Origin of the sequence: Rhodococcus sp. MS13, assembly GCF_013277835.1 — a bacterium.
In the GTDB taxonomy this organism is placed as follows: domain Bacteria; phylum Actinomycetota; class Actinomycetes; order Mycobacteriales; family Mycobacteriaceae; genus Rhodococcus_F; species Rhodococcus_F erythropolis.
Genome location: NZ_VBTL01000004.1, coordinates 41706 through 65070, shown reverse-complemented (window position 1 = coordinate 65070; position 23365 = coordinate 41706). Strand labels below are relative to the sequence as shown.

The following is a 23365-nucleotide window of genomic DNA, read 5'->3' as shown; positions in this document are numbered from 1 at the left end:
GCGTTCCGGTTGGCGAGGAGAAGGGGTGCGGTCCATGGATGCTTTGGCGATCTTCAAGGCGCTGTCCAACCCGACTCGTCTGCAGATCTTGGAGTGGCTCGCGCATCCGGCGAAGTATTTCGACGAGGACTCGTACACGCAACAGGATCTCGGGTTTCATATCGGAGTCTGTGTCGGTGATATTCAGGGGCGGTCGGGACTTGCCCAGTCGGTGATCTCGGGGTACCTGCAGGGCATGAAAGATGTAGGTCTGCTCGAGTCCGAGCGCATCGGGAAGTGGACGTACTACCGACGAAACGAAACCGTGATCGGCGAGTTCAGGGAATTCGTTCGCGAAAAGTTGTAGCGGTCGGATTGCCCTCGACGGCCGGTTTTGCTCAATCAAACATATCTATATATCTAGATATGTATCTGTCTTGTGTGGCGTAGTAGTAAGGAGTGTGTCGTGAAGTCGAAATTGTTGATACCGGTTCTGGCGTTGGGTGTATTCGGAATCATCACTACGGAGATGGGCATTATCGGGGTTCTGCCTCAGGTCAGCGAAAAGTTCGGTATCACCGCGTCCACTGCCGGATGGTTGGTCGGTGTGTTTGCGCTCGTCGTGGCGGTGACCGGTCCGTTCACGACGCTGATCACCTCGGGAATCAACAGGAAAACCGTTCTGTTGGTGGCGATTGCAGTCTTTGCGGTCTCCAACATGGTGTACGCGAGCACGTCGAGTTTCGAGGTGATGTTTGTATTTCGGATCATTCCCGCCGTGGTTCACCCGGTCTTCTTCGCGCTCGCACTCGCGAGTGCAGTTCGACTGGTGCCACCGGAGGAAGCAACTGCAGCTGTGACGAAAGTATTTGCGGGTGTCACAGTAGGATTCGCATTCGGTGTACCGCTGACGTCGTATCTGGCCGAGAACTTCTCGGTGTCCACGGCTTTCGTTTTCGGTGCCGTGGTCAACGTTCTCGCGTTTCTCGGGATTGTCGTACTTCTGCCCTCGGCTCCGGTGACACAACGCCTGTCGTACGGCGCACAGGTCGGGATCCTTCGCCGGCCGCGCGTGTGGTTGACCATCCTTTCCGTCACCTTCGTCTTCGCAGCCATGTTCTCGGTGTACGGATACTTCGCCGAATACCTCGGCGGAGTGACGGGCATGAGCGGATCGTGGATCAGCGCGATGCTCTTGGCTTTCGGTGTCGTGATGATCTTCGGCAACTTCGTCTTCGGGGCGGTGCTCGCCAAGAGTGTGGTGCGCACGGTTGTGGCTTTTCCCTTGCTGTACATCGTCGTCTACGTGATGCTCTATCTGGCAGGCCCGTACTTCGGTGCGATGGTTGTAGCCGTGTTGGTTTGGGGTGTAGTGCATTCCGGTGGTCTGGTGGTTTCGCAGAGTTGGATGGGGCGAGACGCAGTCGACGCGCCTGAATTCGGCAACAGCCTTTTCATCTCGTTCTCCAACTTGGGGATCACGCTCGGAACTGCGGTCGGTGGACTGTTTCTCGCGCATTTCGAAACCCGCCAATTAGTCTGGGCCGGAGTATTGTTCTCGGTCCTGGCACTGGTGACGATCGGTGCTCGACTCTCGCTCGGGCACGTTCACAGCGAGAACGGTGTCAGTGCGCCGGTGTAGATTTTGGGCAGTGGCCGTGTGAACTCGCCGCGCGCACTGGTCGACAGTCCGAGGGTGACCAACGATTGAACCATCGTGACCCCAGCGGCAACGCCGTCGACTACCGGGACACCGAGTTCGTCGGACAAGTCCTGGCACAGGTCCGCCATGCCGGCGCAACCCAGCACGAGGACGTCCGAGTCGTCTTGCTCCAATGCGTCGAAACAGGCTTCCAAGATCACCTTTCGCGCGTCGGGATTACGATCGAGTTCCAGAACCGGAATCTCGCAGGAGTGGATACCCCGGCACCGAGCCTGCATGCCGTACCGGTCCACCAGATCGGCTGCGCGGCCGCGGGTTCGACCGAGGGTGGTCACGATGCTGAATCCGCGTCCCAGGAAACTTGCGTAATTCATTGCCGCTTCGGCAACAGCTACGACGGGGCCCTTGGCCAGCTCTCTGGCTGCATCTAGGCCTGGGTCACCGAAGCAAGCAATGACGTAGCCGTCGACTTCGTTCTTTTCTCCGGCGGCGATCTCGGCCAGGATTCCGGGGATGCTGAGAGCTTCGTCGTAGTGGCTTTCGATCGACGCGGGACCCATCGCAGGGCTGACGGCCTCGACGAATGTGCCCGAGCCCGCGACGGCCCGAGCACATTCCTCGATCTTGGCGGTCATCGCCCACGTGGTGTTGGGGTTGATCACCTTGATTCTCATGACGATCAGTCGACCGTCACAGTGCCGGGAGAAGAAGCATTCCGGACAGCCAGGGAAGTGCGCGTGGCGAGTAGGTAGTAGACGGCAAATCCGAGCCCGCAACCGATGAACCAGCTGTACTGCGCTGCGGTGTACATCCCGGTGAGGTCCTTGCCCAGGACCGGGACCATCGCGACGACGGCTCCCACCACGGTGGCGATCACTGCAGCAGGATTGTATCCCTTGCTGTACCAGTAGGTTCCGGTCGGCGACATGCTGAACAGTTCGTCGACGATCACCTTCTGCTTGCGCACGAGGTAGTAGTCGGCAATCAGGATTCCGAACAGCGGACCGATGAAGGCTCCGAGGGTTTCGAGCGTGTAGTGGATGACGTCGGGATTGTTGTAGAGGTTCCACGGGGTGATGAGGATCGAGCCGATCGCCGCGATCATCCCGCCGGCGCGCCAGCTGATCTTCTGCGGGCTCACGTTGGAGAAGTCGAAGGCCGGGGAAATGAAGTTGGCCACGATGTTGATGCCGATCGTGGCAATGGTGAAGGTGAGTGCGCCGAGGACGATGGCGAAGGTGCTGTCGATTCGTGCCACTGTTGCGACGGGATCGGTGATCAGTTCGCCGTACACCGGCAGTGTCAACGACGCCGTGACGACGACCAACACCGAGAATACGAGGAAGTTCAACGGCAAACCGAGGAAGTTGCCCTTCTTGACTGCAGCGAACGACTTCCCGTAGCGGGAGAAGTCACCGAAGTTGAGCATCGGTCCGGAGAAGTACGAGACAACCAGAGCGATCGCACCGAGCATGACCGGCACGGCGTCGAAACCGGAGTACTTGACGTCGCCGAGTGTGAGATCGACAGCGCTCCAGCCTGCCTGGTAGATGAGGTACCCGCACAGCATGAACATCACGACGTACACAGCCGGCCCGCAAAAGTCGATGAAGCGGCGGATCGATTCCATGCCTCGCCAGAAGACGCAGGCCTGAAGTACCCACAGGAGCATGAAACTTCCCCAGCCCAGTGCGGAGAGTCCGGCGAATCCGTAGTCTTCTACGACGGCATACGGTGCGAGTGACGGATAGAGTTTGATCAGTACGACATCGAGGGCTGCCGAAGCGAGAAAGGTTTGAATCCCGTACCAGGCCACGGCAATCAGGCCACGAATGATTGCCGGGATGTTCGCGCCGAGGACACCGAACACGCTGCGGCAGATCACCGGATACGGTACGCCGGTAACTTGGCTGGGCTTGGCGACGAGATTGCAGAAGAAGTAAACGATCGTGATACCGACCAGCAGGGCGACGAGTACTTGCCAGCTGGCCAATCCCAGTGCGAAAAGACTACCGGCAGTGACATATCCGCCGACGCTGTGTACGTCGGACATCCAGAAGGCGAAGATGTTGTACGACGACCAGGTCTGCTTGCGAAGCGGCGCCAGATCCTCGTTGGTCAAGCGAGGGTCGTAGCCCGGTTTGATCAGTCCGCCGCCGACCGGGTGGCCCGCGGCTTCGACGAGGTCGGCCGAGCCGGTTTCCTTTGGGGGAGTTGGGGTAGTGGTCGTTCGGGACGGAAGAATGTCGGTCATGACAGCTCCTGTGCATCAGTGCAGGAAATCAGCGGACAGTGCACGAGCTCTCAGCGTCAGTGATGAAAACTGTGTTGAGAGAAAGGTATCGACGCTGTGTTGCACAGCTATTGCGCAATCGGTATATCTTTCTCGGCCAGTAGGCCGGTGTCTGTCGGCAGAGTCGCGATCACGGTGTTGAGTCGGCGATGATGGATTTCGGAAGCACTCAGAAGAGCGGCTGCGTCCCGACGCAGGAATGCGTCCAGCATCGCGGTGTGATCGGAGTGCAGAACCTGGCGATCGACGCCGGCAACATGGACCATCGGCTGTACCGGTTCGGTGATGTTCCAGGCAGCTTCGAACATGTGCAGAAGTCGAAGCATTTGCGACGGTCGGGTCAGTGCGAGGTGAAAGTTTCGGCTCTCACAGTGATAGGACTGAGAGTCGTCGTAGCGCAACGCGATCTCCAGACGGGAATTCACCTCGACGGCGTGTTCGTGATCCTCTTCGGTGGCCTGCTCGACGGCGACGGCCAATGCAGCTGATTCGAGAGTTTCGCGGACGATGTACATCTCGCGCAGTTCTGCCGGCGTCAACTGAGCAACGGTGTAGCCGAATTGGTGGCGGTGGTCGACCAACGACTCTCCGACCAGGGTCTTCAGCGATTCCCGCACTGGTATTCGGCTGACCCCGAACACATCAGCCACGTCGCCGAGGGGGATCGGGGTACCCGGAGGCGCCGAACCCGACAGAATCACTCGGCGCAGTTCGTCGAGGATCGTTTGTTGTGGACTGCCGGGAGCATCGATTACCAGTTGCGTCAGTAGTACCGATCTACGGCGCGGTGGCATGTCGGTCTCCCTTCTCGTCGCTGCCAGGGTAGAAATCCGTTGTTTCGGGCGCGTGACACCGGCATGGCCGTCGTGAATCGCATGCGTGAGGGGCCGTCATTTCGACTGCGATGACGAAGCACAAGTGAGCGCTGCTCAGGGCGACGAACGCGGGGGTAGCGTTGATTTGTAGTGGTTGGCAGAAAGCGAGTCGGTCGATGGCATCCGTTGTGCGATCAGAAGCCGACCAGCGAGTTGTCGGCAACTTGCCCTTGGAGCTGACGAGTTTTGTCGGCCGACGGCGTGAGTTGGCCGAAGCCAGAAGATTGTTCGAGTCGTCCCGTTTATTGACGCTCACCGGTATCGGAGGTGTCGGCAAGACGCGGCTCGCGATCCGGCTTGCGAGTGCGCTCCAGCGGGTGTTCCGAGACGGCGCGTGGTTGGTGGAGTTGGGGGAGCAGACGGATCCAGAACTCCTCGAGGATTACGTCGCCGTGATTTTGGGGGTGCGGCCGGTGTCCTCGTCGGACCCGCTGCACACTGTGATCGACTACTGCTCCGATCGCAGTCTGCTGTTGGTACTCGACAACTGCGAACATCTGGTCGATGCCGTCGCTCTGTTTGCCGGTGCGATCCTACGGCGATGTGCCGGTGTCAAGATCTTGGCGACGAGCAGAGAATCGCTGGGAATGGGCGGTGAGGTGACGATGCGCGTTCCCTCGCTCACCACGCCGCAGCAACAGCCGCGCGAATTCGAGGGACTTGCCCAGTACGAATCCGTGTCGTTGTTCACCGAGCGCGCGGCTTCAGTCGTCCCCGGTTTCACCCTCACTGAGGAGAACAAGCGCGCCGTTGCTCATATCTGTCACGACCTGGATGGACTCCCGCTTCCGATCGAGTTGGCGGCCGCTCGCCTGCGCGGTATGTCGGCGGAGCAGATCATGGATCGGCTCTCGGATCGTTACCGCCTGTTGACTTCCGGTGGACGCGACGTACCGAGTCGTCAGCAGACTCTCCGATTGTCGATCGATTGGAGTTACGACTTGTGCTCGCCTCCGGAGCAGCAGCTGTGGGGTCGGCTGACCGTGTTTTCCGGCGGGTTCGAGCTGGACGCTGCCGAGGGAGTGTGCGGGCAGGATTCGAGTTCGACGGAAGTGCTCGATCTCGTCACTGCGTTGGTCGAGAAGTCGATCCTCATTCGTGAGGAGATCGACGGCACTGTTCGCTATCACCTGCTCGACCTCCTGCGGGAGTACGGACGTGAGAAGGCCGAGTTCTCGAACGACTACGTGGAACTTCGACGGCGCCACCGTGATTGGTTCGAAGCGCTGGTCGTTCGTGCGGAATCCGAGTGGATCAGTGACCGGCAAGCGGCGTGGATCGCAAGGCTGGGTCGCGAACAGCACAACGTTTACGACGCGCTGGAGTTTTCGATTTCCACTACCGGAGAGGCGCGATCTGCAACGCGAATGGTCGGTGCGTTGTACAGATTCTGGCTTTCTGGTGGATTGCTTGTGCAGGCACGGTATTGGACGGATCGAGCTCTGAATACAGAGGATCGGGAGCTCGACCCGTTCCGCGTTGATGTCTTGGCCATCGACGCTGTGAATCACGCGATGCAGGGGGAGCTCGAACGGGCACAAGCGCTGGTCGACGAGAGTTGGCTCCTGGCGAATGCCTTGGCGGACGTACGCTCACGCGGTCTGGCGGCATGGGGTGACGGATACGTCGATACCTTCAGAGGCAACTTCGATACCGCAACGGCCAAGTTGGAATCCGCGTTGACGTTGTTTCGATTGGACGAAAATCTGCTGCATGTGGTGATCGGCCTGGACACCCTGGGGATTGCGTACTTTCTTTCCGGGGCCCTCGATCGCTCGGTGGAGTGCAACGAAGAGACTCTCGCGATCACCGTGCCCGCCAACGAAGTGATGTTCCAGGCTTTTGCGTTGGGAACCCTCGGGCTGGTGGGCTGGCTCCGAGGTGAATTAGATGACGCACGTGATTATTTGACGCGGAGTCTGAGAATTCTCGATGCCCCGATGAACTCGGCGTGGTGTATCGAACCACTGGCGTGGATTGCTGCAGCGCAACGTGATTGGAAGAATTCCGCGGTTCTGCTCGGCGCGGCAGCCATGTATTGGCAGAAGGTCGGGGGTCGTCTGGCGGGCCTGCCGGGTTTGTCGCCTCATCACGACACTGCGGCAGAGACTGCTCGTAGGGCTATGGGTAAGAGTGCTTTCGACAAGTCGTTTCGCAACGGATTTGTGATGTCCGAGGGTGAAGCTGTTGCGTATGCGCTCGACGAGCGTCGCAGTGTTCCGGGTTCATCGTCAACGGAGGCACCTCACCTGACTCGTCGTGAGCAGCAAGTTGCGGAACTCGTTGCGCGGGGCCTGACCAATCGCGCTATCGCGGAACATCTCGTGATCTCGCTTCGCACGGCTCAGGGTCATGTGGAGCATGTGCTGACCAAATTGGGTTTCACCTCCAGAGCGCAGATCGCGGCGTGGTTCGTGTCGACCGAGCAGGAGACCGACTCCCGAGGCTGAGATCGCAGGCAGTGGTGAGCGCTTCTCGGGTGCAGTTCGCGGGGGTAGCGTTGGTTTTGGAGTGGAATCGCAGAAAGCGAGTCGGTCGATGGCATCCGCTGTGCGTGCAGAAGCCGATCATCGGGTTGTCGGTAACTTGCCGTTGGAGTTGACGAGTTTTGTCGGTCGGCGGCGTGAGTTGGCCGATGCCAGAAGATTGTTCGAGTCGTCCCGTTTGTTGACGCTGACCGGCGTCGGGGGCGTGGGCAAGACACGTCTCGCGATTCGGCTTGCGGGTGCGCTGCAGCGGGTGTTCAGCGACGGTACCTGGTTGGTGGAGTTGGGGGAGTTGTCGGATCCGGATCTGCTCGCGGATTATGTCGCCGTGACTTTGGGGGTGCGGCCGGTTTCGTCGTCTGATCCGCTGCGCGCTTTGATCGACTTTTGCGCCGATCGGAGTCTGCTGTTGGTGTTCGACAACTGTGAACACCTGGTGGATTCGGTTGCCCGGCTTGCCGGGGCGATCTTGCGTCGGTGTGCCGGTGTGAAGATTCTGGCGACGTCGCGAGAGTCTCTGGGTGTGGGCGGTGAGGTGGTGATGCGGGTTCCTTCTCTCACTACGCCGGAACTGCGGGGGCCGCGCGCTTTCGACGGGCTGGCTCGGTACGAGTCTGTTTTGTTGTTCGCAGAAAGAGCTGCGACTGTGGTGCCGGGTTTCGTGTTGACCGAAGGGAACCGGAATGCCGTTGCCCGTATCTGCCACGATCTGGACGGATTGCCGTTGCCGATCGAGTTGGCTGCTGCTCGGCTGCGATCTATGTCGGCGGAGCAGATCATGGATCGGCTCTCGGATCGTTACAGCCTGTTGACTTCTGGTGGGCGTGATGTTCCCAGTCGTCAGCAGACCCTGCGGTTGTCGATCGATTGGAGTTACGACTTGTGCTCACCTCCGGAGCAGCAGCTGTGGGGTCGGCTGACAGTGTTTTCCGGCGGGTTCGAGCTTGACGCTGCCGAGGGAGTGTGCGGGCAGGAATCGAGTTCGACGGAAGTGCTCGATCTCGTCACCGCGTTGGTCGAGAAGTCGATCCTCATTCGTGAGGAGATTGATGGCACTGTTCGCTATCACCTGCTCGACCTCCTGCGGGAGTACGGACGTGAGAAGGCCGAGATCTCGAACGACTACGTGGAACTTCGATGGCGCCACCGTGATTGGTTCGAAGCGCTGGTCGTTCGTGCGGAAGCCGAGTGGATCAGCGACCAGCAAGCTGCGTGGATCGCACGGCTGGGTCGTGAACTGCACAACGTCTACGACGCGCTGGAGTTTTCGATCTCGACGCCGGGTCAGACGCGATCAGCGACGCGAATGGTCGCGGCGCTGTACCGATTCTGGGTTCTCGGCGGTCGGATCGCTTCGGCGCGGCACTGGGCGGATCGAACCCTGAGAGCTTCCGATGGGGAGCCGGACACTTATCGCGTGGAAATTCTGTGTATCGACGCCGTAGCGCATGGGATGCAGGGTGACCTCGTCCGGGCGCGCGGACAGGTAGCGGAGAGTTGGCGCCTTGCCGAGGTCGTGGGAGATGTACGCTCTCGAGGCCTGGCTGGATGGGCGGACGGATATGTCGACACGTTCAACGGCGAATTCGACACTGCCGCCAGGAAGTTGGAGGCTGCCGTATCGCTTTTCCAATCAGCTGAGAATCTGGAGCACAAAGTGGCCGGCTTGATTACCCTCGGGCTCGCTTGCATCTTTACCGGCGCGCTGGAGCGGTCGGTGGAGTGTTTCGACGAGTCCCTTGCCATCACCGGACCGCCGCACGAAGTGATGTATCAGGCGTCGGCGCTTAGCAATCTAGGGCTTGTGGACTGGTTTCGAGGTGACCTCGAGCGCGCACGTGACCATTTGGCGCGAAGTCTGCGGGCCACGGCCGCTTCAATGAACTCGGCGTGGTGTATCGAACAGTTGGCGTGGATTGCTGCAGCGCAACGTGATTGGAAGCAATCGGCGGTTCTGCTCGGCGCTGCGGCGATGTACTGGCAGAAGGTCGGGAGTCGGCTCGCGGGGCTTCCGATCTTGTCACCCCACCATGACAAGGCGGCAAACGATGCTCAAAAGGCATTGGGTAAGAGTGCTTTCGACAAGGAGTTTCACCGGGGAATTGTGATGACCGAGGGTGAAGCTGTCGCGTACGCGCTCGACGAGCATCGCAGAGTCCCGGACACATCGTCGACCGAGGCGATTCGACTCACCCGTCGTGAGCAGCAAGTTGCGGAACTGGTTGCTCTTGGCCTCACCAACCGCGCTGTCGCAGAGCACCTCGTCATTTCGCCACGCACAGCACAGGGGCACGTGGAGCACGTGCTGACGAAATTGGGTTTCACCTCCAGAGCGCAGATCGCGGCGTGGGTGGTATCGACTGCGCAGGAGCGTGACTCGCGCGAGGTCAATGGTTCAGCAGATCGGAACTGAAGTCCGATTGCAGTTCTCCCCGATCGTCGCCGCACAGGCAGAACACCGGGTACCGCTTACCTAATTCTCGCCGTTGAAACAATACTCGCAGCGGTCCGGACGCATCCGCGCGCGGGGATTCCGTGAGCAACGTGTACAGCCACGGCCCCTCGTCCAATTCGACGATGGCGAGAACGGTCGTGGGGTCGCCGTGAACCGTTCGCCAGGACACGACAGTGCCGTCTCCGCAACACCGCGTTACGTCCAACCGCGCTCCGCGACACCTGGTGCAGACCGCGCTCGCGGGGGAGAGGATGGCATCACATTCCGCGCATTGGGGGAGTGTCAAGCATTCGGATCGTGATGAACGGTCCGAATATCGTTGCGATACAAGACTTTTTGTCAAGTTGACGTGATACATGTCAGTAGCGCCGGGCGAGATAGTATGGCATCGAGTCCACGGGTGCGCGTTTGACCGACTCCCCGGACGTCGGGGCGTGAAGGACCTCACCGCCTCCGGCATAGATCCCCACATGTTCCCCGCCGTAGTACAGGACTACGTCACCTGGCTGGAGATCGTCCCGGGAAATCGGAGCTCCGCCGACCGCCTGGTCGTAGGTAGTTCGCGGAATTGAAACGCCCGCTTGTGCATAGGCCCATTGAACGAGGCCGGAGCAGTCGAACGAGTCCGGTCCGGTCGCGCCCCAGACGTACGGTGCGCCGATCTTGGACTCTGCGGCTGCCAATGCGCGGCCTCCATCCGAGGAAGCGAAAGCTGACACTTTCGCCGGATTCGTGACGACGGAAACTCCGGCGGTGTTCCAGTCCGGAAGCAAGGGGGCCTGAGCGTTCGCGGTGTCGATACTGACGGCAAGGGTTGTCAGTGAAAGAGCGCCGATGACAAGCGCCCTTCCGAGTGCGTTCTTCGTCGTGCTGGGGCTGGTGAATCGGTGGTGCGACATTTCTCGTGTTGCCTTCGCGTCGGTGCGTCCCGAAGCAGGTATCCGGCTGGGCGTGATCGGGCTTCGGCTTGTGACACACAGCCTGGTTTCGCCTCGACGTGTTCGCGCCGGTCAGTTGGACGGGATGCATACCTGTTTTCGAGTGGCGTGTCGGCAATCGTGACGTCTCGCGAAGTGGCAGAAGAAAGAAGTAGGTACCGATGCAGGTACTACGGTCGTCGCCGCGCCGGTGCGTGCGCGGCAACATCGAGTTCGATACTTCACCCGGAGAAAAACCTCACCTGAACTGGGATTTGATCATGATTGTCTCCGCAAGTCGAACCGATGCATTCATCGAGTGGCGCACCGCCGTGGTCGATTCTCGACCTGTCGACTTCGGCGTCGGTGGGCACGGCGAGACAGTGCTGTTTCTGCACGGTTGGGGGTTGTCCCCTCGCGCCTATGGATCTGCGCTTGCTGCCGTCGTTCACCGGGGATCCAGGGTGATTGCGCCTGCGCTTCCGGGACTTGGCGGTACGGCTGAACTAGACCGAGCCGATCGCAACTTCGAAGGTTATGCGGCGTGGGTGACGCGGTTTCTCGACGCGGCCGGAGTTACCGGTCCGGTGACCGTCGTCGGGCATTCGTTCGGCGGCGGTGTAGCGACAGCAGTGGCGCGGGACTTCCCCACGCGAGTCTCGCGCTTGGTTCTGGTGAACTCGGTTGGTGGTGGCGTGTGGTCGAGTGCTGGTGGTCAGGAGCGCCCGATTCGTGAACGTCCGTGGTGGAACTGGTGTGGGTCGGCGATGGTCGAGGCTGCCGAGTCGGTACACGCTCGCAGAATCCCGCAGTTTCGACTCGACGAGTTCGCGTTCAACGCGCTTCGCAACGCCCGTGGAGTGTGGCAAACGGGCAACCTCGCGCGGACTGCGGATCTCATCGATGCACTCGAAGAGATCGCAGTCCGCGCGATGCCTGTTGTCGTGTTGTGGGGAGCTGATGATCATGTGATTCCGCGAACGAGTTTTCATGCTGTCTGCGCCGCCTTGGGTGATCCCGAGGTTCGCGAGGTTCCTGGCAATCACAATTGGCTTATCGACGATGCGGAATTGTTCGGCCAGGTGCTGACGGAATCACTGGCCGGACGCGCTGTCAGTGCGCCTGTTCTGTCTCCTTCGTTCGCGTTCTGTTCGACCACGCGGATTGCGTAGTGACCAGGCAGCCGGCGATCAGGGTGATGACCGCGATGACGCGCACGGCGCTGTCCGCGCCGGTGGTGAAGGCACTCAGGACGGCGTCGTGAGCGAGGGGAGTGTCGGCCATCTCGAGTCCGTCTGCGACCGTGCGCGGCGCGGCGCCGTCTCCATTGCGCATCGAGTCGGGCAATGCGCTGATGAAACGGCTGGTCAAGATGGTGCCGATGACGGCGACGCCCAAGGCGCTGCCGAATTCTCGTGCCGTCGCCTGCAGTCCTGAACCGACGCCTGCCTGTTCGAGGGGCAGCGAGTCCGCGATGTCGTGAGTCAATACGGGGAGCGCGGCTGCCGCGCCGATGCCGATGACGACGAGCCACAACGCGTAGGCGATATAGGGAGTGTGGGCTGTGCTGGTCGACAGCCCGAACATGCCGACCCCGATGAACGCGAATGCTGCCGCCACGGTGATGGTGGAACCCAGACGAGCCGAGATCAGCGGCACGAAGCGAGCACCGAACAGCAGTGGAATGGTCAGCGGTATCACCGCCAGGCCGGTGGTGAGAACGCTGAATCCCTTGGCGTACTGCAGAAATGATGCGTTGACGTAGAACAGTGCGAACAGACCGAAGAACGCGACGGTCATTCCCAGGCATCCCGCGCGAAGCAGAGGAAGGCGGAACAACCGCGGATCCAGCAAGGGTTGCTCGACGCGGAGTTCGACGATGATCCATGCCGCATAAAGCGACGCCGACGCGACGAACGCTGTGATCACCGTGGTACTGCCCCAACCACTTTCGGGTCCTTCGATGACGCCGACCAGCAACCCGAACGTCGCCGCCGTCAGCAAGACGGTTCCGACGGGGTCGAGACCGCGGTGATTTCGAGGGGTGCGAGGAGCAAGGTTGGCGACTGCGGCAGCACCTGCCAACGCGATGGGTACGACGGCGACGAACAACCAGCGCCAGGACCCGGTCTGCAGAAGCGCGCCACCACCGACATTCCCTGCCACGCCGCCGAATCCGGTCGACGATGCCCAAATGGCAATTGCGCGAGGACGCTTCTGTGGGGGAGTCGCGTGCATGAGGATTGCGAGGCTGTTCGACAGAACACAGGCGGCTCCGACTCCGGTGACGCAGCGGCCGATCAGCATCACCGCCACTGTGGGGGAACTCGCGGACACGGCGGCGCCTGCTGCGAAGAGGATCAACCCGATGGTCAGCACCCCTTTGCGTCCGAAGCGATCACCGAGTGCCCCGCAGGGGATCACCAGACAGGCGAAGACCGTGACGTAGGAATCGACGATCCATAGAAGCTGCGTCGAGGAAGGATGCAGAGAACCGGACGTCAGGAGCGGAACTGCCAGTTTGATGGCCGCGACGAACGCAATAACGAGGACGGTGACCGCGCACAACGTTGCGAGCACCAATCCTTGTCGCGCGTCCGAGTTCGCCCGACCCTCCGTCGGTATCGAAGTATATGTGGACAAGACGCACCTCTTTGCGGAAATTTGTTCTATTGCGGGAGTTGTTGATCGACAGCCAATTCGGCTACTGAAACGACAGTAGGGATCTCGGTAACGTGCGTCTACTGCAAAGATTGCAGTAGATAGTTGCGTATGGTGCAACTATGGCGATGGATATGGACCTCAATCTTTTGAGAGTGTTCGACGCTCTGGTAGCGGAGGGCAGTGTCACCGGCGCGGCCGAGCGATTGAACTTGTCGATACCGGCAACCAGTAGGGCTTTGGGGCGTCTCCGGCGTGCGATGGGTGACCCGATCTTTGTTCGTGCCGGGCGTGGGTTGGTACCGACGCCCTTTGCGTTGCGTGCAGCACCTCAGGTCCGATCGCTCCTGGAAGGGGCGCAAGGCCTGTTGATCGACCGCAAGAACTTCGAACCAGCAGAGCTCGAGCGGACTTTCGTGATCCGAATCAACGAGGGCACGGCGGCCAGCCTCACCCCGGCTCTGGTCAGGCGTTTCGCGGCGGAAGCGCCGAACGCTGTAATCCGTTGTGTCGGAGAGGGAAACGAGGACGTCGACTCGCTGCGGAACGGTTCGATCGATCTCGATATCGGCGCTGATCCGTTGCCGTCCTCTGATGTGTGCAGTGAGATTCTCTACCGAGAGGGTCATGTGGGCTTGGTATCGAAGTCGTCGCCGTTGGCCCGCACGGCTCAGCCGACACTCGCGCAGTTGTGTGAGCATCCACATGTCTCGACATCCAGACGTGGCCGGACACACGGACCGATCGACGACGCGTTGTCCGCAGTCGGCATGCGCCGGCGGGTGATCGCGGTGGTTGCCTCGCCCGTTGCGGCGGCGCTCATGGCGGCCGACAGCGATCTCGTTGCACTGGTGCCGGAAAGGCTTGCCCGATACTTTGCCGCTCGCCTCGATGTCGCCTGGTTTGCGGTGCCGACCGAACTACCGGCCGTCACCATCCACCAACAGTGGCACGGTCGGCTGGACCACGATCCAGCACACAAATGGCTGCGCGAACAAGTACGTGAGGCAAGCGTCTAGCTGGATTCGGCAGATGTTCTGTACTCTCGCAGTCATGCAACAGCGGAGCACGGGAACGGTGACACGGTCACTGTTGCTGCTTCTGCTGCCGTTCATCGCTCTTCTCGCCGTGCCTCCGCTTGGATCGTCGGGTAGCGCCGCGGTGCTGGGAACTGCGATTGCCGTCTTCGTGGTCGCAGCCCTCGCAACGTCGTCGAAGTACGAACTTCTGCAGCTGTGCACGGTTTCGGCCACTGGCCCCTCTGATGACGAACGCTGCCTGCGTGGCGCTTTCCGCAGGCAGAGCAGCCCGGACGCGCCCGGCCGTCCACAGCCTCGAGCTCCGGGAATCGGTCTGTAGATCGGCCGTCGGCGGGTGTGAACTCGTCGTAGGTCGGTCAGACGTCTTGCGTCCACGACCATTCCCGCGCTCTCATCTCCTGTGAGCGTGCCTCTCGGTGAGGTTCATTCGTCATGCTCGATTTTGTCTACTACCCCGTGTCCGGAATCCTCTGGTTCTGGCACAAGGTCTTTTCACTGATCTCCGGATCACCCGACAACGGCGTCGTATGGGCGTTGTCGGTCGTATTTCTGGTCTTCACGCTCAAGGCTTTGCTGTTCAAACCCTTCGTCAAGCAGGTCCGCACCCAACTGGTGATGCAGAAGCTGCAACCTCAGATCAAGGCGTTGCAGAAGAAGTATTCGGGTGACCGGCAGAAACTCACTGTCGAGATGGCCAAGCTGCAGAAGGAACACAACTACAGTCCGTTGCTCGGCTGTCTGCCGATGCTCGTTCAGGCACCGGTGTTCATCGGCCTTTATCACGTCCTGCGATCGTTCAATCGGACTGGAGCGGCATCGCACGTCCCGTTTCTGAGCCCGACCGAACCGATGTCGGTGGCGGACAACGCGAATACGGCCAACTACTTCTTCAGTGCCTCGGACGTGCAGTCGTTTCTCGACGCCAAACTGTTCGGCGCGCCGTTGTCCGCCATGATTTCGAGTCCGGCAGCGCAACTGGAAGCGTTCGGCGACGTCAGCCGTATCTCCATCATTCTGGTTGCCGTACCGCTGATGATCTTCGCCGCCGTCGCTACACATTTCACGTCGCGGGCGTCCATCGCGCGCCAAGTGGACACCGGAACCGTCAACCCTCAAACAGCGATCATGAACAAGCTCGCATTGTGGGTGTTTCCGGTGGGTGTGATCGCTTTCGGTGCTTTCGCGCCCGTGGCGATCCTGCTGTATTTCGTGAGTAACAACTGCTGGACGCTGGGACAACAGCATTTGGTCTACGGCCGGATCGCGGCGGAGCAGAAGGAAGCTGAATCGTCGCCGACACCCGGAGTGACTGCGCCCCCGTCGCCCAGGGTGGCTGCAGCACCGCCGCTGCCGGGTGCAAAGCCGATCCGCGCCAAACGCAAGCGATGACAGAAAAGCGACCCCTCCCTACCGGCGGGTAAGGCACGTACGCTGGAATGCATGACCAAATGGACCGCAGAAGACGTAGTCGATCAGACCGGCCGCACATTTGTCGTCACGGGGGCGAACAGCGGACTGGGTGAGGTAGTCGCACGGGCGCTTGGCAAAGCCGGGGCCGACGTCGTCCTCGCCTGTCGTGACACCACGAAGGCCGATGCCGTGGCCGCCGAGATCGGACCCAACGCGGTTGTCCGCAAATTGGACCTCTCGGATCTGTCGTCGGTACGAGCCTTTGCCGACGCAACGGAGAAGGTCGACGTCCTGGTGAACAACGCCGGCGTGATGGCGGTTCCGTTTCGCCGGACTGTCGATGGATTCGAAATGCAGATCGGCACAAACCATCTCGGGCACTTCGCGTTGACCGGATTGCTGAAGGACAAGCTCACCGACCGTGTCGTGACGATGTCCAGTGCCCTGCATCAGCTCGGAACTGTCGATCTGGACGATCTCAATTTCGAGCGTCGGAAGTACAACCGCTGGTTGGCCTACGGGCAGTCCAAGCTTGCCAATTTGTTGTTCACGTACGAACTTCAACGCAGGCTTGCGGCCTCGGGATCTTCGCTCAAAGCGCTTGCTTCGCATCCGGGATACGCGTCGACGAACCTGCAGGGTCACACCGAGTCGATCCAGGACAAGCTGATGGGAATCGGCAATTCGATCTTCGCGCAGTCCGCGGAGATGGGTGCCCTTCCCGAACTGTGGGCGGCAACCGCGCCGGATGCCTTCGGCGGCAGTTACATCGGACCGGACGGTCCGTTCGAGCAGCGAGGTTATCCGAAGGTCGTGGGGTCGAACAAGAAGTCACACGATTCGAAGACAGCCTCGGGTTTATGGACACTGTCGGAGAAGTTGACCGGAGTCTCGTTCGGGATCTGATTCAGATATGAAGGTGGCCGCGAACTTCGAGAAGTTCGCGGCCACCTTCATATTCGTGCGAGCCAGATGTTGTTCGGGTTACAGCGTGACAACCATCTTGCCGGTGTTTGCGCCGCGCATCAGGTCGATGAACGCTTGCGGTGCATTCTCCAGGCCTTCGACGATGGTCTCGTCCCACTGAATCTTGTTGTCGGCGAGCCACCCTGCCATGTGGGTGCGGAATTCGCCACCGAGGTGACGGTAGCCGCCCACGAGGAATCCGCGCAGTGTGAGCTGCTTGCCGATCACCAGTGCCAGGTTGTGGGGAGCGGTGGGCTTCTCGGTGGTGTTGTACTGAGCGATGGCTCCGCACAGGGCAATCCGGCCACCCTGGTTCATGGCATCGATGGCGGCTTCGAGATGCTCGCCACCGACGTTGTCGAAGTACACGTCGATGCCGTCAGGGGCGGCAGCGGCGAGCAGTTCGGTGATCGGGCCGTCGTGGTAGTCGAATGCCGCATCGAATCCGAGTTCGAGAAGTCGGGCAACCTTCGCCGGTGAACCGGCGCTACCGATTACTCGCTTCGCTCCGAGCAACTTGGCGATCTGACCGACGAGCGATCCGACGGCACCGGCTGCGCCGGAGACGAATACGGTATCGCCTTCCTTGAACTCCGCAACCGCGGTGAGGCCGGCATACGCGGTGAGGCCAGTCATGCCGAGGGCACCCAGGTAGGCCGTCGCCGGCGCGATGGACGTGTCGGCCGGAGTCACTGCGGATCCGTCGAGGATGGCGTATTCACGCCATCCGAGGCCGTGGACGACAACGTCGCCCACAGCGCGATCAGCCGACTTGGATTCGACGACCTCGCCGACAGCACCACCGTCGAGCGGCGCACCGACCTGGAACGGCGGAAGGTAGGACTTCACGTCGTTCATTCGGCCGCGCATGTACGGGTCGACGGAGATGGCGATGTTGCGGACCAGGATCTGGCCGTCTTCGAGTTCGGGGAGTTCTACTTCGGCGGTGGCGAAGTTCTCCGAGGTGGGCCAACCGTTCGGGCGTGAAGCGAGACGGATTTCCCGGCTGACAGTGGTGGTGCTCATTCGTCGTCCTTACTTACTTCGAGGGTGACCTCGATGTTGCCGCGAGTTGCATTGGAGTACGGGCACACCTGGTGCGCCTTCTCCGTCAACTCGACGGCCTGATCATGGGGCAGATGGGGGAGTGAAACCTCCAGCGTCACAGCGAGTCCGAAGCCTCCTGCACCGTTGGGGCCGATGCCGACCCGCGCGCCGACTGCGGAATCAGCCACGTTGGCCTTCTCGGCGCGGGCGACCATCTGCAGAGCGGAGTGGAAGCATGCTGCGTATCCGGCGGCAAAGAGCTGCTCGGGGTTGGTGCCTTCGCCACTGCCACCCATTTCCTTGGGAATGGCGAGGCCGAGATCGAGGCGTCCGTCCGAAGTGCGAGCGTGACCGTTGCGGCCTTCGCCGGTGGCAAGTGCTTCTGCGGTGTAGACGATGTTCATGACTTCTTCTTTCCGTCGGAGTGGGCATTGGATGCTTGAAGTGACTCACCGAGACGAGTGAGAACGTCTCGAAGTTCTGTGAGTTCGTCGTTACTCAGACCAGTGGCGCCTGCGAGCTTGGCCGGGATGTCCTCGGCCTTGCTGCGCAAGGTGGAACCCGCCTCGGTCAGGTGAATCTCGACGCGACGCTCGTCCGTGGTGAGGCGTCGGCGTTCGATGAATCCCAGACCCTCCAGCCTCTTGAGCAGCGGCGACAGGGTTCCGGTATCGAGATCGAGTGCCTCACAGATCTCACGCACGCCCCGGCCGTCTCGTTCCCAGAGTGTCAACAGGACGAGGTACTGGGGATACGTGATTCCCAGGTCGTCGAGCATTGCCCGGTACGCGGCCGTAGTGGCCCGCGACGCCGAATAGAGGGCGAAGCAGACCTGGCGTTCGAGAGCGAGTGGGTTGGTCACGAGAACAACTGTAGCGCACAGTTAAGTTGTGCACAACAAAGAAGTGTCAAATAGATCCGCGGATGCACAGCCGTCTGGCTACGGCGTCGACAGAATCTCGGATACGCACCCGAGGAAGGTGAACACTGCCTGGGCCGCGGGTGCCGGAAATCGGGTGCGCACTGCCAGCCCGTCGTTGGTGCGCGAAAACCAGAACTGAACGTCGTCGGCGCTCGACACGCGACTGAGTTGCTGCGGATTGATCGGCGCAGGTTGTGAGTCGCCGGGCCGTGATTCGCGGGGGCGAGATCCACCGGGCATGGTCCGGTAGTCGGCGTAGGACACCGAGAAGATGTCTCGGCGAGTGGGCGAAACCTCGGGCCCCAAGCTCCTCAACACTTGTCTCGACGACACGGACGACAGTGAAAGTGCCTCGTGGAAAGCGAGATTGACTGCCCGAGCAGTGCTGTGAAGATCATCCATGCTCGTCACGGTGATGGGTGCATTGGCCACCAGCCAGCCGAAGGTGTGGTTGTGCCGCGGTTCCCGACGCGTGTGAACAGGGAACAGAAGGCGTGTGTCTCGCTTTTCGGTCAATTGTGTTGTGGCCAAACCGATCGACGCAAGAATCGCACCGAACGACGAGTGTCGATGATCGGCGCAGTTCTGGTCGAACAGCTCTGCTTCGTCGGCGTCGAGGAGCATTCGGGTGTCTGTGCCCTGGGGCGACATGGTCCCGGCGGGCAGCCCCAGATCTACGGGAAAATGGGGAGTGTCACCCCCGCAAGCTCGAAGGAAGGACCGCCACCCCGCAATGCGGTGGTCGCCGGGCTCTGGATCCGCGGTTGCCGATTCACGGAAGCAGTAGTTGAGGAAACTCCCGGGCTCGGGCAAGAGATCTGACGCGATCGGATTACGTTCCGCCCGCGTGTATTCACGATACAGAGTGCTGATCTCGGTAATTGCGATGCTCATGGACCAGCCGTCGCAGATGGCATGGTCGAATCCGCAGATCACTGTCGACTGGTCCTCGCGGGTGATGGCCCCGAGAAAGTAGGCGGGAAACGCAAAAGGATTGCACCATCGATCCAAGCGCTCGCCCAAGAGTTTTCGCACCTGTTCCGGCGTTCGCGCGTCCGCCACTGTTTCCTCACGGAGGCGCAGATCGACGACATCGGCGACGTCGACGAACAGCGCCGAGGATTCATCCGCTTCTTCGGCCTGGGAGAACGAGCACGACAGGGCGTCGTGACGGGACGTCCATTCCTCGAAGCTGGCCCGGAGTGCGTCCGTGTCGATCGGGCCGGGAACGTCGAAAGTGGCGGCGAGCCAAGTCGTATCGCCGCGGCTCCCGGCAAGATGCAGCTGCTGATTCGAGGTCGGAGGAACCGGATACGTCGATCCGGTGGAGATTTCGCTCGGCGTCCACTGCAGGATGCGGCCCGGCCGTGCCTCGAACCTGTCGAGAAAGGTGATGTGCATCAGGCGGTCTCCACTTCCTGACGTGCATCCGCCTTACGAACGACACGGTAGTCGCCGGTATCGGCGACCGTTCTCAGGACGTTGCGGAGGTGTCGAAGGTACCGATCCACCGATGTGTGCGCTTGCTCGGTATCGGGGAAACTGACCATCACGTACGTACGGTCTTCCTTCCGGTTGATCCACATCGACAGATCACCCGTCGTTCCTGGCCCACCAAGTGCGCGCGCTTCGAGTTCGTCGTGGTGCTCGGCACCTGGAATCAGGCGCATGTCGATGTACGACACCATCGGCGGGACCGAGGTTCCGCCGATGTCGGATCCGGTCAACTTCGACGCCTGGGCGATCACCGAGTGAATGGACACGTCCGCGAGTCCCTTCACGGCTGCGCGAGCAGCGTGAGCAAGGGGGAGTGCATCGGTGAAGGTGGTGACACCACTCAGCGTGAACGAGACCGGGACGAGATTGATGAACCAGCCTTGAGAAAACAGGTATCTCGGATCGGAACGAGTACCGACTGCGTTGAGCGCGAAGTAGTTCGCTCTGTCAGCAACTTCGATCTCGGTGAGGGCGAGGGCTGCGAAGATCCCCGTGGAGAATCCGACGCCATTGGACTTGCACAGCGCTGCGAACGCGGCTGACTCGTCGCTGTCGAGAACGTCGATATGTGTGCGGGTCGACCGGGTCTGTTCGCCCTGCGCGACGCCGAGGTCGAGGGGGAACGTCGGGAGTTGTCCGGCGTTGGCGGCGAGAATCGAAATCCATTGCTGCACAGGTTCTGCGGCTAGGTCGAGGTTCTTCGCCGCTGCCCGTTCTTCGCCGCTGTACTCGACGTAGCTACCGGGAGAGGGAAGTTGAGCGTCGATGCCGGCGCTTTCGGCGATGTACAGCGCACGAAGTTCTTCGACGCCCAGCATCAGCGACAGGCCGTCGGTGTGCGAGTGATCGACGCCGTAGTAGATGGTGAAACCGGCGCCGGTGCCGTGCTCGACGGCGCCACTGGTGAACGAAGGCCATTGCAGTGGGCTGGTATCGCCTGCGAAACTTCGGCTGACATGCTCGCGAACCGCATCGGTCGTGTTCAGGGAACCGACGCTGTGCGGCGCGAGTTCGATCGTCGATTCATCCACCACATGACGGTCGATGACCCCGCTGCCGCCAGGATCTTCGGATGGTCTCACCTCGAACCAACTGTGAAGTGTGTTGTGCCGCAAGACAAACGCCTGGACAGCCCGACGCAGTGCCTCCCGATCGAGATCACCGGGCAGAGTGAACGTGAATCCGATCCACGGTGACCAGTCGACGCCTTGTGCGCGCTTGTGATCGGCGGTACGAATGTGTCCCTCTTGGAGGAACGAGAGAGGTTGGTCGCTCAGTGGTGCTCGAGATGCTGCCGTCAGGGACTGCTCAGTAGGCCTGAACTCGGTGAGCGTCCCGGCTTTCGGTGCCCAGAGATCGATGGGTGTCATTTCCATGAGAGTTCTCCTCGATCGGTGCAGCGGTATTGATCGGTACAGCGGTGTTGGTCGGAGGTGAGCATGTGTCGGTCGAGAAGGCAAAGTCCTCCATTTCGCGGCGTAGGAGTCCCGCGAACTGATGGATGTGGCGGCTTGTGCGCGCGTTGCCTGGGTGGCGTATGGCCAGATTGAGCCCTTCGGGAGTCCGTGTGAGCCAGATGTAGACGTCGGTTCCCGAATGATCGCGACTACGAAGGCCTCTGGTCTGCCAGCTCGTCCATTGCTCGGCACCGGGAACGTGACGAACGTCCATGTACGAGAGCACGAACGGCAGGTGCTGCGGGGAGTCGATCAGCTCGCACACTTTCGAATACGGCAGGGCCGCTGCAGGACGGACGCGTCGCATCTCCGTGCCGGCAACCTTGGCCAGATCGCTCACGGTTGCTGCGGGGGCAATCGGAATCCTCACCGGCACAACACCGATGAACCATCCCAGCGACGCGGCCCATCGAAGCTCCGAACGGGTGTGTTGCGGCACCACGACGCGGAATTCGTCTGCACCGGTGAGATCGCCGGTCACCTTGGCCGCGCACGCGAGTATCGCGGCCAGGAATCCTTGGTTGCTGCGCTTGCTCGCTTCTGCCAGGCGTTCGGCTCCCCGGGCGCTCAGAAGCCAGGCGGACAGGCTCTGCTGAGGGACTCGGCGTCCGGCGACCGGTTCGGGCAGCGCTGGAAAGAGCGGAGCCTCGCCCTGCGCGTAGAACTCGCGCCACGTCTGCACCGCCGGGTGAGAGCAGTCCGCGTGTCCCACGAGATCTCGTTCCCTGGTGCCGAAGTCGATGTAGCTTCCGGTCTCCGGCGGCGAGGGAGGGCTTCCCTCGCTCGCCGAACGGTAGATCGTCTGCAGTTCGTGCGCGGTCAACGCCACCGAATATCCGTCCAGCAGAGCGTGATCAGCGGCAAAAACCACGGTGAAATGGTTGGGACCTTCAATTGTCGCGAACTGGTACGCAGGCCAGACAAGTGGATCGGTCGACCGGTCGAGCAGTTGCTGCAGATGCGTGAAGACGGACATCGAGGACGCAAGATGTCCGACTTCGTTACCCAGAATTCGGACGTCTCCAGGACCCGCGGTGCGTCGGACTATCGCTTCGCCCTCCATGGCGACTCGTGTTCGGAGCACTTCGTGGCGATCGATCCAGTGATCGAGAGTGGCCGCCCAGATCCTTCGGTCGAGTCGGTCGTGGATACGAAACGAGGTACCCAGCCACGACGGAGTGCATCCGTCGTTGTGATGGTGCGCCTGCCGTTTCGCCTGCTCGGCATGTTTCAAGTGTGCTTCGTGTATGTAGCTGGCGGGACGCTGGTCGACAGGCCACAGCTCGGGCGGATTCACTGCGGCAGGAGTCCACTCGGTGACGGTCCCAGGAGGTAGGGGATAGTCGGCAAGTTCCGTGAATTCCATTGGGAAACCTGATCTCTCGAGATGGCGAAAGGTGGGGATCGTGAACGGGGCGGATGTTTGTAACCGAGAGTGACAGATGATTAGTCAAGGCAAGTAGAACGCGACCCGAGGCTTCGCGCAACTGCTTCGGTCCGGGATGTGACGAGGAACATTCTGCTCGTTATTTCGGACAATTCGAATACTGGACATCCGGTTTACTGCCCTGGTCACCTGTCAGTTGATCGATCAATCACTCTGTGGTGAAACAAATTTCAACAGACCGTTGTGAATTCCGTCGGACGGCGAAGAATGTGCGCATGCGAATGTCGGAATATGTTTGTGTGTAGCAATT

General features: G+C 60.8%; 21 protein-coding genes. 9 read left to right on the top strand and 12 right to left on the bottom strand.

Going from position 1 to position 23365, the window contains the following annotated elements; translation table 11 throughout:
- The first annotated feature begins 34 nt into the window (after positions 1-34).
- Together FEZ59_RS08610 and FEZ59_RS08605 are read left to right on the top strand one after the other, a co-directional pair.
- A complete protein-coding gene (locus tag FEZ59_RS08610) occupies positions 35-346 on the top strand; it encodes a metalloregulator ArsR/SmtB family transcription factor (protein WP_021345375.1) in 312 nt (103 codons plus the stop codon).
- 99 nt (positions 347-445) lie between these two features.
- Positions 446-1621 carry an MFS transporter gene (locus FEZ59_RS08605; RefSeq protein WP_031330862.1) on the top strand — a complete coding sequence of 392 codons (1176 nt, stop codon included), beginning with the start codon at positions 446-448 and terminating at the stop codon, positions 1619-1621.
- Here FEZ59_RS08605 and FEZ59_RS08600 read toward each other — a convergent pair.
- The 3 genes from FEZ59_RS08600 to FEZ59_RS08590 form a co-directional block, all read right to left on the bottom strand.
- On the bottom strand, positions 1588-2316 hold the full coding sequence (locus tag FEZ59_RS08600) for an aspartate/glutamate racemase family protein (RefSeq protein ID WP_021332136.1): 729 nt from the start codon (positions 2314-2316) through the stop codon (positions 1588-1590). The genes FEZ59_RS08605 and FEZ59_RS08600 overlap by 34 nt on opposite strands.
- A 5-nt stretch (positions 2317-2321) precedes the next feature.
- Positions 2322-3896: an NCS1 family nucleobase:cation symporter-1 gene (locus FEZ59_RS08595; RefSeq protein WP_021332137.1), complete on the bottom strand. Its 1575-nt coding sequence runs from the start codon at positions 3894-3896 to the stop codon at positions 2322-2324.
- Between the two features lie 107 nt (positions 3897-4003).
- Positions 4004-4729, bottom strand: a complete 726-nt coding sequence (locus FEZ59_RS08590; RefSeq protein ID WP_020908886.1) for a GntR family transcriptional regulator — start codon at positions 4727-4729, stop codon at positions 4004-4006.
- A gap of 197 nt (positions 4730-4926) precedes the next feature.
- On the opposite strand from FEZ59_RS08590, the gene FEZ59_RS08585 reads away from it, so the two are divergent.
- Both FEZ59_RS08585 and FEZ59_RS08580 read left to right on the top strand, forming a co-directional pair.
- Positions 4927-7260, top strand: a complete 2334-nt coding sequence (locus tag FEZ59_RS08585; protein WP_070795780.1) for a LuxR C-terminal-related transcriptional regulator — start codon at positions 4927-4929, stop codon at positions 7258-7260.
- Positions 7261-7348: 88 nt separating this feature from the next.
- Positions 7349-9709: a LuxR C-terminal-related transcriptional regulator gene (locus tag FEZ59_RS08580; RefSeq protein ID WP_031330863.1), complete on the top strand. Its 2361-nt coding sequence runs from the start codon at positions 7349-7351 to the stop codon at positions 9707-9709.
- On the opposite strand, the gene FEZ59_RS08575 is transcribed toward FEZ59_RS08580, so the two are convergent.
- Complete coding sequence (locus tag FEZ59_RS08575) at positions 9684-9920, bottom strand: hypothetical protein (RefSeq protein ID WP_020970572.1); 237 nt, start codon at positions 9918-9920, stop codon at positions 9684-9686. The genes FEZ59_RS08580 and FEZ59_RS08575 overlap by 26 nt on opposite strands.
- A 190-nt stretch (positions 9921-10110) precedes the next feature.
- Positions 10111-10650, bottom strand: coding sequence for a C40 family peptidase (locus FEZ59_RS08570; protein WP_021332140.1), 540 nt, complete (start codon positions 10648-10650; stop codon positions 10111-10113).
- Positions 10651-10949: 299 nt separating this feature from the next.
- On the opposite strand from FEZ59_RS08570, the gene FEZ59_RS08565 reads away from it, so the two are divergent.
- Positions 10950-11840 (top strand): alpha/beta fold hydrolase, encoded by an 891-nt coding sequence (locus FEZ59_RS08565; RefSeq protein WP_167548958.1) that lies wholly within the window; start codon positions 10950-10952, stop codon positions 11838-11840.
- On the opposite strand, the gene FEZ59_RS08560 is transcribed toward FEZ59_RS08565, so the two are convergent.
- Positions 11782-13248, bottom strand: a complete 1467-nt coding sequence (locus FEZ59_RS08560) for an MFS transporter (RefSeq protein ID WP_346343224.1) — start codon at positions 13246-13248, stop codon at positions 11782-11784. The genes FEZ59_RS08565 and FEZ59_RS08560 overlap by 59 nt on opposite strands.
- 203 nt (positions 13249-13451) lie before the next feature.
- Between FEZ59_RS08560 and FEZ59_RS08555 the strand changes: the two genes are divergently transcribed.
- The 4 genes from FEZ59_RS08555 (at position 13452) to FEZ59_RS08540 (ending at position 16685) form a co-directional block, all read left to right on the top strand.
- Complete coding sequence (locus FEZ59_RS08555) at positions 13452-14348, top strand: LysR family transcriptional regulator (protein ID WP_021332143.1); 897 nt, start codon at positions 13452-13454, stop codon at positions 14346-14348.
- A 34-nt stretch (positions 14349-14382) separates the two neighbouring features.
- The gene (locus FEZ59_RS08550; RefSeq protein ID WP_021345368.1) at positions 14383-14688 is read left to right on the top strand and encodes a DUF6412 domain-containing protein; all 306 of its coding nucleotides are present in this window, start codon (positions 14383-14385) and stop codon (positions 14686-14688) included.
- A 113-nt stretch (positions 14689-14801) separates the two neighbouring features.
- Positions 14802-15758 (top strand): membrane protein insertase YidC, encoded by a 957-nt coding sequence (gene yidC, locus FEZ59_RS08545; RefSeq protein WP_020908879.1) that lies wholly within the window; start codon positions 14802-14804, stop codon positions 15756-15758.
- Between the two features lie 51 nt (positions 15759-15809).
- Positions 15810-16685 (top strand): oxidoreductase, encoded by an 876-nt coding sequence (locus FEZ59_RS08540; RefSeq protein WP_020970568.1) that lies wholly within the window; start codon positions 15810-15812, stop codon positions 16683-16685.
- A 78-nt stretch (positions 16686-16763) separates the two neighbouring features.
- On the opposite strand, the gene FEZ59_RS08535 is transcribed toward FEZ59_RS08540, so the two are convergent.
- The 6 genes from FEZ59_RS08535 to FEZ59_RS08510 all read right to left on the bottom strand — a co-directional run bounded on the left by FEZ59_RS08535 (position 16764) and on the right by FEZ59_RS08510 (position 23034).
- Positions 16764-17771, bottom strand: coding sequence for a zinc-binding dehydrogenase (locus FEZ59_RS08535; protein WP_019745038.1), 1008 nt, complete (start codon positions 17769-17771; stop codon positions 16764-16766).
- Positions 17768-18196, bottom strand: a complete 429-nt coding sequence (locus tag FEZ59_RS08530) for an organic hydroperoxide resistance protein (RefSeq protein ID WP_003939720.1) — start codon at positions 18194-18196, stop codon at positions 17768-17770. Before FEZ59_RS08530 ends, FEZ59_RS08535 begins: the two co-directional genes overlap by 4 nt.
- Positions 18193-18654, bottom strand: a complete 462-nt coding sequence (locus FEZ59_RS08525) for a MarR family transcriptional regulator (RefSeq protein ID WP_003940568.1) — start codon at positions 18652-18654, stop codon at positions 18193-18195. The genes FEZ59_RS08530 and FEZ59_RS08525 overlap by 4 nt, the downstream gene beginning before the upstream one ends.
- A 78-nt stretch (positions 18655-18732) precedes the next feature.
- Positions 18733-20115 carry a condensation domain-containing protein gene (locus tag FEZ59_RS08520; protein ID WP_021332145.1) on the bottom strand — a complete coding sequence of 461 codons (1383 nt, stop codon included), beginning with the start codon at positions 20113-20115 and terminating at the stop codon, positions 18733-18735.
- A complete protein-coding gene (locus FEZ59_RS08515; RefSeq protein ID WP_031330866.1) occupies positions 20115-21587 on the bottom strand; it encodes a condensation domain-containing protein in 1473 nt (490 codons plus the stop codon). The genes FEZ59_RS08520 and FEZ59_RS08515 overlap by 1 nt, the downstream gene beginning before the upstream one ends.
- Positions 21520-23034, bottom strand: a complete 1515-nt coding sequence (locus tag FEZ59_RS08510; protein ID WP_172932549.1) for a condensation domain-containing protein — start codon at positions 23032-23034, stop codon at positions 21520-21522. The genes FEZ59_RS08515 and FEZ59_RS08510 overlap by 68 nt, the downstream gene beginning before the upstream one ends.
- Positions 23035-23365: the final 331 nt, after the last annotated feature.

Excerpts from the sequence above, each read along its gene's own strand:
- FEZ59_RS08610 (WP_021345375.1), top strand. The coding sequence starts at position 35 with ATGGATGCTTTGGCGATCTTCAAGGCGCTGTCCAACCCGACTCGTCTG.
- FEZ59_RS08600 (WP_021332136.1), bottom strand. The coding sequence starts at position 2,316 with ATGAGAATCAAGGTGATCAACCCCAACACCACGTGGGCGATGACCGCC.
- FEZ59_RS08595 (WP_021332137.1), bottom strand. The coding sequence starts at position 3,896 with ATGACCGACATTCTTCCGTCCCGAACGACCACTACCCCAACTCCCCCA.
- FEZ59_RS08590 (WP_020908886.1), bottom strand. The coding sequence starts at position 4,729 with ATGCCACCGCGCCGTAGATCGGTACTACTGACGCAACTGGTAATCGAT.
- FEZ59_RS08585 (WP_070795780.1), top strand. The coding sequence starts at position 4,927 with ATGGCATCCGTTGTGCGATCAGAAGCCGACCAGCGAGTTGTCGGCAAC.
- FEZ59_RS08580 (WP_031330863.1), top strand. The coding sequence starts at position 7,349 with ATGGCATCCGCTGTGCGTGCAGAAGCCGATCATCGGGTTGTCGGTAAC.
- FEZ59_RS08570 (WP_021332140.1), bottom strand. The coding sequence starts at position 10,650 with ATGTCGCACCACCGATTCACCAGCCCCAGCACGACGAAGAACGCACTC.
- FEZ59_RS08565 (WP_167548958.1), top strand. The coding sequence starts at position 10,950 with ATGATTGTCTCCGCAAGTCGAACCGATGCATTCATCGAGTGGCGCACC.
- FEZ59_RS08555 (WP_021332143.1), top strand. The coding sequence starts at position 13,452 with ATGGCGATGGATATGGACCTCAATCTTTTGAGAGTGTTCGACGCTCTG.
- FEZ59_RS08550 (WP_021345368.1), top strand. The coding sequence starts at position 14,383 with ATGCAACAGCGGAGCACGGGAACGGTGACACGGTCACTGTTGCTGCTT.
- yidC (WP_020908879.1), top strand. The coding sequence starts at position 14,802 with ATGCTCGATTTTGTCTACTACCCCGTGTCCGGAATCCTCTGGTTCTGG.
- FEZ59_RS08540 (WP_020970568.1), top strand. The coding sequence starts at position 15,810 with ATGACCAAATGGACCGCAGAAGACGTAGTCGATCAGACCGGCCGCACA.
- FEZ59_RS08535 (WP_019745038.1), bottom strand. The coding sequence starts at position 17,771 with ATGAGCACCACCACTGTCAGCCGGGAAATCCGTCTCGCTTCACGCCCG.
- FEZ59_RS08530 (WP_003939720.1), bottom strand. The coding sequence starts at position 18,196 with ATGAACATCGTCTACACCGCAGAAGCACTTGCCACCGGCGAAGGCCGC.
- FEZ59_RS08520 (WP_021332145.1), bottom strand. The coding sequence starts at position 20,115 with ATGCACATCACCTTTCTCGACAGGTTCGAGGCACGGCCGGGCCGCATC.
- FEZ59_RS08515 (WP_031330866.1), bottom strand. The coding sequence starts at position 21,587 with ATGGAAATGACACCCATCGATCTCTGGGCACCGAAAGCCGGGACGCTC.
- FEZ59_RS08510 (WP_172932549.1), bottom strand. The coding sequence starts at position 23,034 with ATGGAATTCACGGAACTTGCCGACTATCCCCTACCTCCTGGGACCGTC.